Genomic DNA, 10,069 nt, shown 5'->3' with positions numbered 1-10,069 from the left:
GCATCCAGAAACGGCTCGGCTACCTCAGCCCCATCGAGTACGAGGAGAAGCACTACGCCAACCAGGCAACGACCGAACAAGTGAACCTGAAACCACGTCAACCCGCCCTGACCAGCTAGTCATCCGCACCCGCGCAGCAGGGGAACCTCATGCCTGCCGGTGATGCCTGCCCAGTCCTGGAGTAACCGGCCGTTCTGATAGCGGCATGACCCTCGATCGGCCGATGTACCGCGTCAAGCGACGTCTGCTTGGCAAGCCGCTCACCACAGAACGTGTCCGTGAGGAGAAACTGGGCAACCGGACGGCGCTCGGGGTACTCGCGTCCGACTGCATCAGCTCGTCGGCCTATGGCTCCGAGGAGATGCTCCGCGTCCTCGTGCCTGTCGTCGGAGCAGCCGCCTTCACCATGGTCATGCCGGTGACTGGTGCGATCCTGCTGGTGTTGCTGCTTCTGACGCTCTGCTACAGCGATGTCGTCACCATCTACACCAGGGCCGGCGGCTCCTACGTGGTGGCCCGGGAGAACTTCGGGCCGGACGTCGCACAGGTCGCCGCCGTGGCCCTGCTCGTCGACTACATCGTCACCGTTGCCGTCCAGGTATCGGCCGGCACGAACGCCCTGATCTCACTCGCCCATCTGGCCGGCAACGGCTGGACGGGGTTGGACCATCTGCAGTTGCCGGTCTCCGTGACAGTGATCGTGCTGCTCGCCTACGGGAATCTGCGCGGAGTCCGCGAGGCAGGCCGGATGTTCGCGCTGCCTGCCTATCTCTTCATGACCGCCATGGGCCTGGTCTTCCTCGTGGCAGCGGTACGCGCACTGACGGGCGAGCTGCCGCACGCTGACCTGAATGCCCCCGGCGTCGTGCCACTGGGGACTCCCGGCGACGGATGGCTCTACGGGGCGTCGATCTTCATCGTGCTGCGTTCCTTCGCCAACGGCGGCTCGTCCCTCACCGGGCTGGAAGCGATCTCGAACGGCATCTCCGCCTTCCGTGAACCCCAGGGCCGCAACGCCCGGCGCACCCTCATCACCATGAGCTGCGTGCTCGCCGTCCTCGTCCTGGGCGTCTCCACCCTGGCGCACTACACGCACGCCGTCCCGTACACCGACGGCACCCCAACCGTCATCGCACAGGAGGCACGGCTCGCTTTCGGGAACGGGACGGTGGGGACGATCGGGCTGGTCTTCGTCCAGCTGGCGACCGCGTTGATCCTCTACACCGGCGCCAACACCCCCTTCACCGGCTTCCCGTTCCTGGCCAGCTTCGTCGCACAGGACCGGTTCCTGCCACGGCTGCTCACCCGGCGCGGACATCGACTCGCGTTCTCCAACGGCATCATCGCGCTCACCGCTCTCTCACTGGCCCTGCTGCTCGTCACGGGCGCCAGCGTGGACAAGCTGGTGGCCCTTTATGCGATCGGCGTGTTCACCGCCTTCACCATGGCCGGGGCCGGTCTCACCGTCTACCACCTGCGCCGACGTGAGCTTTTGCGCCGGGTGAAGATCACGGTCAACGCGCTGGCGGCGATCATCTCCGCGGCTGTCGTGCTGATCTTCGCGGTCACGAAATTCACCGAGGGTGCCTGGCTGGTCGTCGTGGTCTTCCCGCTCGGAGTCTGGGCACTGATCCGAATCAACCGCGAATACCGCCACGAGGCCGCTGCCCTGCAGCGGCTGCCCACGGGCGCGGACCGGCCGCACACACGCCGCCATCAGGTGTTCGTCCTCGTCGAGACGCTTGACCTGGCCACGCTGAAAGCCCTGCGGTACGCCCATGAGCTGCGTCCCCACAGTGTCCGGGCGGTGCACTTCGCCATCGATGAGAGGCACGCACAACAGCTGGCCGCCGTCTGGGAGGCGACGTCCGCGACCTCGGTTGAGCTGGAACTGGTGGCCTGCCCCGACCGTCGGCTGCGCCATGCGATGAGGGAACTGGCCGTCCGCACCACACAGGACGGGGAGACAACCCTGACGGTGCTCGTGCCCCGGCGGATGTACGCCAGCCCCCTCGGCAAACTCCTTCACCGGGGCACCGGCGAGACGATGGCAAGGACGCTGGAGCAGCTGCCCCACATCGCCGTGACGATTCTGCCGTTCAACGCATCGCACGCCGTGCAAGCGCTGGAATCGGATCACCTGTCCGACCTGGACTGAGTAACTGGCACTGATCAGCGTCGGGCCGCTGCAGCAAGGCATCGCGGTGGGGACTGTGCGGGCAGGCCCCGGCTGGCCCCCCGACGGGGTGGCCGTGGACGGCACTGGCCCTTGGGATGCCGCCGATGCCGGGCCGAGCGGTGTGTGGCGCAGTGGATTGTGGGGTGGCGCCGGTCGGGTCGAGGAAATCGCTGCGGGAGCGGGCGTCGGTCCGGAGCAGGCCGAGCAGGGTGGAGGTCATGGTGGTGGAGCCGGTGGCCTGGACGCCGCGCAGGGTCACGCAGGCGTGTTCGGCTTCGATGACCACGCCGATGCCTGGGTTCGAGGTGGGTCTGGAGCCAGTCGGCGACCTGCTTGGTCAGGCGTTCTTGGACCTGGCCAAGCCGGCGGCGCAACGGCGCCAGGACGTCTCGTGCCCAGCCCTCCGGGACGTGGCCGAACTCCCCGACGACGCCGACGTGCGCGGCCGAAACGCCGTTGCCCACGGCTTCGAGACCGACTTCTTACCGCCTCGGAGCGCGGTTCATCAGCCAGGTCACCGTACGGCTGATGTCCGACAGTGACAGGATCCCGACGAGTCTTCCCTCGTCCATCACCAGGACGCGGTGCTCGGCGCCGGGCTCCATGCGGGGCAGCAGATCCGCCAGTGAGTCGTCCGGGCTTGTGACGGTGGTTCGTGACAGCGGCACCATCACCTCGCCCACCGTCACCGTCCCGCTCGTCTCAGGCGTTACCTGCCTGACGCTGTCCAGCGTCACCAGTCCGACCGGTGCGCCGTCCTGATCGGTCACCGGGAACGCCGAGTGCCGGTACCGGTACAGCGGGTCGGCCAACAGGTCCGCGACCGTCAGGACTGCGGGTACCGTGAGCGGATCCCTTGTCATGGCGTCCCGCACCGGGACACTGGCAAGCACACCGCGCAGCTGCGCCTGTCGTCCCTCGGCGGTGGCGGCCACGATGAGGAACCAGCCGATCAGGGCCAGCCAGAGCCCGCCGAACCCGCCGCCCCTCATGAACACCACAAGCCCCAGCCCGATGAACAGCCAGCCAAGGACGCGTCCCGCCGCGGTGGCCCCGGCAGTCGCGCGCAGCCGGTCTCCCGTACGCCACCACAAGAAGGCGCGCAGCAGCCGCCCGCCGTCGAGAGGAGCGGCGGGAAGGGCATTGAAGACGGCGAGCAGCAGGTTGATGCCCGCAAGCCAGGCCACCACCTCGACCAGGAGCCCGGGCGCGGACACCAGGGCGAGCAGCCAGGTACCCAGGAGGAAGAGCCCGCCCAGCAGAAGGCTCACCAGCGGGCCGACACCCGCGATCCGCAGTTCCGCCCCCGGGCTCGACGCCTCCGACTTCAGCCGGGCCACCCCGCCCAGCAGCCACAGCACGATGTCGTCCACGACCACCCCGTTGCGCCGCGCCACCACGGCGTGCGCCAATTCGTGGGCGAGCAGAGAGGCGAAGAAGACCACGGCAGCCCCAAGGCCCGCCGCCCAGTACACCACCGGGGCATGGCCCGGATACTCGTGAGGGAGACGGCCCTGCGCGAGGCCGAACGCGATGATGCCGAAGATGAGCAGCACGCTCCAGTGGATCCCGATCCGGACTCCCGCGATCCTCCCCAGCGTGAAGGTCGCCCGCACAGCGTCTCTCCCCTGCTCGGTCCGGCCCGGGACGGACCGGCGGCGGCCGCTCTCCGGCCAACGCCGAGGGCGCCGCCCGGCCACCTGGGATGTTCGTGTGAGAGGTGTGAGTCCGCGGCCAAGCCCCACATGAAAAAGGCGGAAACGGCACCCTGCCGAGCGGCGTCCCTGTGGACTCGTCGCGGTCTTCTCGCGACGCCAGTTCCCGATGCTTCGATTCAGCATGCTTCGATTCAGCGGCCTCGCCGATCAGGTGCGCCGTGTCGGCAGGGAGGTCCAGGTTCCTTTCCAGCCATACGGCGTCTATCCCGTGGATGCGTGTGGCCAGAACCCACGCGGCATACAGGCGGTCGAGGGGCGGTGCGCCCGGGTCCTTCAGAGCGGCGCGGACCGCCTCCTCGGGGAAGCCGTCCAGGGTGTGGGGGGTGAACCACGACCTGTCGACCGGCTCGGCGGTCCGGACCTGGGGATGCCTGAACGGCCGGACACGGGCCTGTCGCACCCTCGTGCCGACGATCAGTGCGACAAAGGCGACAGCCAGCACGACAGCGGCCACGACGACGTACTTCGTCCACACCGGCGGCAGAAAAGCCACCATACGATCACTGTGGTGCGGAGGAAGCAGCATCCACATCGGAGCCTCCCGTCACGCCTCCATCATCACTCCGCAACCAGGCCGTGACTAGGGTCGTCGTCGGTTGCGGATTGACCGGGCGCGGCCGGTACGGCCCCCGGCGACAGTGACCGCTTTGCGTGGGAGCGGGGTGGCGGGGCCGGACCGTCTGTTGCAGGAGCCCGGTGTCCCGGCTGACCATCTGACCAACGCCTGTTGCACACGTGACCGGCCGGGCCTGATTCGGTGGACGCGTGTGAGAGGCATGCGGTCAGGGGGCACCGCCGCATCACGCCGAGGTGCCGACGCAGGAGATAGGTGCACAAGGAAGCGCGCGATGGCGGCGCACCAGGCCGAGACCAGCAGGATCTGTGGGCGTTCGGGCAGGCCGACCCAGCGCAGTCCCGTGAGCACCATGACGATCTCCAGTGCCCCGAGTGCGGCGACGAGGACGCCTGCGGCGAGACTCCACCGGGCCTGGCGGCGGTGGCCGGCGCGGTGAAGGACCGTGCCCAGCAGGAGCATGGCGACGATCGCACCGGTGAATTCCGCCAGACTCGACAGGGTGTGGACCTGGCGGAGCTGCTGGCCCAGGTCGGCGCGGTCGGCCCCGCGGCAGACGGGGTCGGTGGACGGAGCGCAGGACATGGGCCACAGACCATCGATGATCGAGGCTGCCGCAGTGACGGCCAGAGCCACGCATCCACCGGCGCGCGGGCGTCTGGCGGGCAGGCGCCGGGCAAGGGCCACGGCCAGGACCAGGAGGCCGCAGCCCGCGGTGATGTCACCGGTGCGGAAGACGAACGCGTACGGCCTGCCGGCGACGGACAGTTCGCTGACGTAGGAGTTCAGGGGGCTCAGGCCCGTGTGGAGAAAGGCTTCCAGCATGAACGAGCTGTAGGCGAGTGCGCCGATCGTCCCGACGACGGCGCCGAGCCGGAAGGCGTGGGTCCGGGTGTGAAGTCCTGACGGGTTTGCCATGGCTCACCCACCCAGGTCTCGGGGTGAAAGGGAGGGCGTGGGCACCGGGAGGTGGCCGACGAGCCATTCGAACGCGGTTGGGCATGCCTTGGACCAGAACAGTCCGATCACTGGGAAGTGCCCGTGGACAGCGGCTGGTGCCACGTACGCGGCGCGGAGGTCGACCAGCGCGTCGCGGGAGATGCCGGAGACGGAACCGGTCGGACGAACGCGCTCGATCCGGCCGCGTACCAGCCCGGGAGACGTACCGCGGCTCCTGCCGGGGCAGGGCATCACGGCGACGGACGGCAGTCGGCCGAGGAGGTCGTCGAAGGAGGCGTAGAAACCGAACTCGCGGTTGACGACATCCGCCGCCAGGATGGCCCCGGTGACCATGAGAAGCAACAGGCACCCCTGCCGGGGCGCCAGTGCCCAGCCTGTCGGCCAGCGGTTCCACATGATCATCGTCACGCTGATCAACGCAATCGAAAACGCGCACACGAAAGCCAGCAACGGCCAGCCGGTCAGCGTCATCGCCCCGGCGGCACGGACCGCATCGGCTCTGGTCATGCGTCCGTCGCGGCCGGATGCCCGACCGCATTCTGCCTTGGCGCCGCAGGAGGGCCACTGGCCGGGCGGAGGAGGTGGGAGAAGCCGGGGATCGCTTGCGACGAGGCCATGGCCGGCGCAGGCCGGCCCCGACATCCCACCCGCCGAAGCGGTCGCGAGCACGACGCACTGACCCGTACGGTCGATGAAGATGGAACCGGGCGGCTCATGCTCCTGGAGGCGCAGGCACGCCCCTGCGGCGCCCGTCGGGCCCAGGAAGAGCTGGTTCCTCATGCCGCCGCCTTTGGACGACCCCCTGTTCACAAGACGTACGCCCGGGCAGTTCTTCTTGCCCGCCCGGCCCCGTAGGCCGAGCCTATGCGTTTCCGGGCACTGCCGCATGCATGCCGATCGCTGGTGGTCGGGTCCGTATGAGTGCTGACCACCGCCACGCGCGTGTTGATACTTCAGTGTGCTTCGACCAGAGGCGGGCAACGGGGGGCAGTGAGCCGGATGGCACAGGGTCAGGGATGGGCGGCCCGGCTTCTTCCGCGGCTGATCGGCACCCCCCGTCTTCGGCCGCGTGACATGATGGGCACCGCCAGTGCGCAGAGGGCGTTCCAAGCGTGCGGCCAGGACGGCCAGATGCTCCTTTACGGCCTGGTACGTGTGTGCCCTGCGCCGATCGAGCTCAGCCGGAGCTGGATGGCCTTGACCAGCAGCAACAGCACGGCGATCACCAGATACCCGTGGAGCAGGCTCATTCCGAGCTTGAGCCTGGGGGACCAGTCGACCGGCTCCAGCAGGGCGAGGGGAGGCATGCGCCAGCTCTCGCGTTCGGATCGAGGGATTTCCGGCGGCCGGGGTGGGGCGGGGCCTCGGCGGGAGCGGACGGCACGTAGCCCCACGCCTGCGCCCAGCAGTCCCACGGCCAGGACACCGGCGAGCCACAGCGCGACCCGGGTGGTGTCCAGCCCCGGGAACAGGATCGTCGCGACGAGGATCCCGGACAGCGTCAGGAGGACCGCGATGATGACCGACGCCACGATGTTGAGCCAGCGCGGGTTGGCCCAGGGGTCGAGAACCGCCCGGTCGTTGCACAGCAGCAGCAACACGGCTGCTACCGCGATACTGCCGCCCTTGCCCAGTACGTGCACCAGCGCGACAGCATCCCGGGCGCCAACGCCTACCACGCCTGGGCTGAGCACCGAGTGCGCACCGAAGCTCCTTCGGCCGACATCGTGGCGCAGGACTGCGCAGCGCGCGGCGTCCAGTGCGACAAGCCGATCACACCTGCCCAGACAGCTGAGCAGACCGCCGTACTCCCCCTGATCAAAGCCGTCCAACTCGGCCGCGCCGGCTGAACGATCCGCGCATCGTGCGCCACGTCGCGAGGAACGTCGCTGGGTGCGCCTGTGGCCGTGACTCACGGTTGCAGGGCCAGGGGGACGCCCACCCTTGGTATCGGCGGTGAGAGGGGCTGGCAGAGAGGCCCGGCGACGAACGCCCTGTGCAGTGCGCGGACGGCGTCGAAAAGGCGCGAGGGAGGGCACAGGAGGGAGATCCGTGTGTCCGTCACGGCGATGGGTGTGTAGGGCACGCCGATGTTGGTCAGCGTCCTGCGCAGCGTTGCGACAATTCCAGGGAAGATGGAGAGACCGCATCCGACGAGCGAGGCCGTGGCGGCGTGGCTGTCGCACATGACGTGCTCGTATCCGATGTCTGTGCGATGTGTACGCAGCGCGGTCAGCCCGGTGGCCACAGCGGTCCGTGGCAGGGCCAGGGCGATGTCGGCGTTCCGTCCGTCCGATGCCGGTGCGGTGCGGAGTACGGCGGCACCGATGCCGGCGGCGACCATGGCCTCGCGGACTGCCTCGACCGCCACCGTCGGCTCAAGGACGCCGGTCAGGGTGACCTTCGCGACGCACGGGTCGTGGGTGACAGAGATGACCGGCGGGCGGTGTGCCGTGATGCCGGGCGCGCCGGACACGACGGTGCCGGGACGGTCGTGGTAGGAGGACCGGACGTGGAGGGTCACCGCGTGCTTACCGGCGTAGTCCACACTGGGCAGTGCCAGGACCTTCGCGCCGCCGGCGGCCATCTCGCGCATCTGCTGATGAGTGAGGTGGTGCAAGAGCCCAGCTTCCGGCACGACTTTCGGGTCGGCGGTGTACACCCCGCTGACGTCGGTGTAGATCTCACAGATGTCGGCTTCGAGGGCGGCGGCCAGCGCGACCGCGGTGGTGTCGGATCCGCCGCGGCCTACGGTGGTCACGTCGGCGTTCTCGCGGCTCAGCCCCTGGAACCCGGCGACCAGCGGGATGACACCGCGATCGAGGGCGCACCGGATCCGGTGCGGCTGGACGTCTACGATGTCGGCCTCGCCGTGCGCCGGGGACGTTATGACGCCGGCCTGCCAGCCGGTGAAGGAGCACGCCTCAGCACCGAGCGCATGAATCGCCATCGCGGTCAGCGCGTTGGAGGCTTGCTCGCCCGTCGCCAGCAGAGCGTCCAGTTCGCGTGGAGGCGGGCCGGAGGCGATGTCCCTTGCACGCCGCAGGAGTTCATCCGTGGTGCCGCCCATGGCGGACATCACCACCACGACGTCCTGTCCCCGGGTGCGGGTCGCTACGACGCGCCGGGCGACGTCCTTGATCCTCTCGATGGTCGGTATCGAGGACCCACCGTATTTCTGGATGATGAGGGCCACGGCGTCAGGGCCTCCTCAGCTTTGCGATCCGTCATCGAGGGGAGGGCCCCCGACCGGATCGGGCGAGCGCTTGTGAGCTGCACACGTGGATGGCGTCCATGAGGATCGCGCAGGCTGTCTCGATCACATCCGCGGTGACATTGAACGGGGGCAGGATGCGGATGACGGCGTCCTCGCGCCCGCCGCGTTCGACGATGAGGCCGTGCCGAAGCGCGTGGGCCTGGACGGCTGCCGCGAGTTGGGCGGCGGGTCGGCCGTTGCCGGGATGGTCGAGCTCGATGCCCCACATCAGGCCGCGCCCCCGCACGTCACGGACCCAGGGGTTGGAGAGGAGTTCGGCGAGCCTGCTCGCGACCTGCTCGCCCCTGCGTCTGACGTTTCCCAGGACGTCGTCCCGCCGGATGATGCGGATGGTCTCGACGCCGGCGGCGAAGGCCAACTGGTTACCGCGGAAGGTGCCGATGTGGGCACCGGGAGCCCACGTGTCGAGCGCGGTGTTGTACAGCAGGATCGCGGCCGGGATACCGATGCCGGTCAGGGCCTTGGACACCACGACCACGTCTGGCTCGATGCCGTACTGTTCGAAGGCGAACCAGGTTCCCGTGCGCCCGCAGCCGGTCTGCACCTCGTCGACGATCAGGGGAACGCCCAGGGCGCGGGTGAGTTCCCGTACGCGCCGGAGAAATTCGGGATGTGCGATGACCACGCCGCCTTCACCCTGCACCACCTCAATGATCACCGCCGCGGGCAGCGGAATCCCACCGAGGCCGTCGGTGAGGGCGCGGTTCAAATAGTCGGCGCATTCCACGGGGCCGCTGTCACAGGCCGGACCTGCGGGGTACGGGCCGAGGGAGCCGTAGGGGAAGAAGTGGACGCCGGGCATGCCGTCGGGTACGGGAGCCTTCTGGGACACCAGCCCGCTGACGGCCATGGCCGCGTGCGTGCTGCCGTGGAACCCTCCATGGAAGGCGATGACGCCGCCGCGGCCGGTGGCCGTCTTGCAGAGTTTGATCGCGGCCTCCACGGCGTTGGCCCCTGTCGGTCCACAGAAGTGCACCTTCATCCTCGTGCGCAGGTTGGGCGCCAGCATGGACAGCTGGGCCTGGGTGAAGGCGTCCTTGACCGGTGTGGGGAAGTCCAGGCCATGGGTGAGACAGCCGAGTTGCAGGGCCACGCTCCGGACGATCTCAGGGTGGCTGTGGCCCAGTGAGAGCGCGCCGGCGCCGGCGAGGAAGTCGATGAAGACGTTCCCGTCGACGTCCTGGACAAAGCTTCCCGACCCCTTGGTGAGTGCGACGGGCAGACTACGGGGGTAGGTGCGGGCTCGTGACTCCCACTGCTCCTGGCGCGCCAGCAGCGCCGCGGAGCGCGGACCGGGCAGGTCACCGGTGACGTGCGGCCGTGCCGGCAGAGGTGTTTCGGTATGTGGTGACGATGCCATG

Annotated in this window: 8 protein-coding genes and 1 pseudogene; 2 read left to right on the top strand and 7 right to left on the bottom strand. The window is 69.0% G+C overall.

The genetic code is table 11. The features are described from left to right. The first annotated feature begins 205 nt into the window (after positions 1-205). A complete protein-coding gene (locus tag ABTY98_RS25465; RefSeq protein ID WP_352223262.1) occupies positions 206-2,158 on the top strand; it encodes an APC family permease in 1,953 nt (650 codons plus the stop codon). Between the two features lie 169 nt (positions 2,159-2,327). Here ABTY98_RS25465 and ABTY98_RS25460 read toward each other — a convergent pair. The 5 genes and pseudogenes from ABTY98_RS25460 to ABTY98_RS25440 all read right to left on the bottom strand — a co-directional run. Beyond that, a pseudogene (locus tag ABTY98_RS25460) lies at positions 2,328-2,535 on the bottom strand (GTP cyclohydrolase I); the annotation flags it as partial. Positions 2,536-2,661: 126 nt separating this feature from the next. Continuing rightward, on the bottom strand, positions 2,662-3,795 hold the full coding sequence (locus ABTY98_RS25455; protein WP_352223261.1) for a site-2 protease family protein: 1,134 nt from the start codon (positions 3,793-3,795) through the stop codon (positions 2,662-2,664). 682 nt (positions 3,796-4,477) lie between these two features. Beyond that, positions 4,478-5,389 (bottom strand): DUF998 domain-containing protein, encoded by a 912-nt coding sequence (locus ABTY98_RS25450; RefSeq protein WP_352223260.1) that lies wholly within the window; start codon positions 5,387-5,389, stop codon positions 4,478-4,480. A gap of 3 nt (positions 5,390-5,392) precedes the next feature. Beyond that, positions 5,393-5,938: a hypothetical protein gene (locus tag ABTY98_RS25445; protein ID WP_352223259.1), complete on the bottom strand. Its 546-nt coding sequence runs from the start codon at positions 5,936-5,938 to the stop codon at positions 5,393-5,395. A 632-nt stretch (positions 5,939-6,570) separates the two neighbouring features. Beyond that, positions 6,571-7,074, bottom strand: a complete 504-nt coding sequence (locus ABTY98_RS25440) for a hypothetical protein (protein WP_352223258.1) — start codon at positions 7,072-7,074, stop codon at positions 6,571-6,573. Here ABTY98_RS25440 and ABTY98_RS25435 point away from each other — a divergent pair. Next, positions 7,069-7,281, top strand: coding sequence for a hypothetical protein (locus ABTY98_RS25435; protein ID WP_352223257.1), 213 nt, complete (start codon positions 7,069-7,071; stop codon positions 7,279-7,281). The genes ABTY98_RS25440 and ABTY98_RS25435 overlap by 6 nt on opposite strands. A 62-nt stretch (positions 7,282-7,343) precedes the next feature. Here the strand turns inward: ABTY98_RS25435 and ABTY98_RS25430 are convergent, their stop codons facing one another. Continuing rightward, entirely contained in the window at positions 7,344-8,627 is a 1,284-nt protein-coding gene (locus ABTY98_RS25430; RefSeq protein WP_352223256.1) for an aspartate kinase, read from the bottom strand. A gap of 31 nt (positions 8,628-8,658) precedes the next feature. After that, positions 8,659-10,068 carry an aspartate aminotransferase family protein gene (locus ABTY98_RS25425; protein WP_352223255.1) on the bottom strand — a complete coding sequence of 470 codons (1,410 nt, stop codon included), beginning with the start codon at positions 10,066-10,068 and terminating at the stop codon, positions 8,659-8,661. Position 10,069: the final 1 nt, after the last annotated feature.

It is taken from the genome of Streptomyces sp. NPDC096040 (assembly GCF_040303265.1).
Taxonomy (GTDB): Bacteria; Actinomycetota; Actinomycetes; order Streptomycetales; family Streptomycetaceae; genus Streptomyces.
The sequence above is the reverse complement of the archived record's forward strand: the minus strand, read 5'-3'. Positions and strand labels throughout refer to the sequence as shown.

Bases quoted from the DNA above. Each gene is read 5' to 3' on its own strand.
- ABTY98_RS25445 (WP_352223259.1), bottom strand. From the start codon at position 5,938: ATGACCAGAGCCGATGCGGTCCGTGCCGCCGGGGCGATGACGCTGACC.
- ABTY98_RS25465 (WP_352223262.1), top strand. From the start codon at position 206: ATGACCCTCGATCGGCCGATGTACCGCGTCAAGCGACGTCTGCTTGGC.
- ABTY98_RS25450 (WP_352223260.1), bottom strand. From the start codon at position 5,389: ATGGCAAACCCGTCAGGACTTCACACCCGGACCCACGCCTTCCGGCTC.
- ABTY98_RS25425 (WP_352223255.1), bottom strand. From the start codon at position 10,068: ATGGCATCGTCACCACATACCGAAACACCTCTGCCGGCACGGCCGCAC.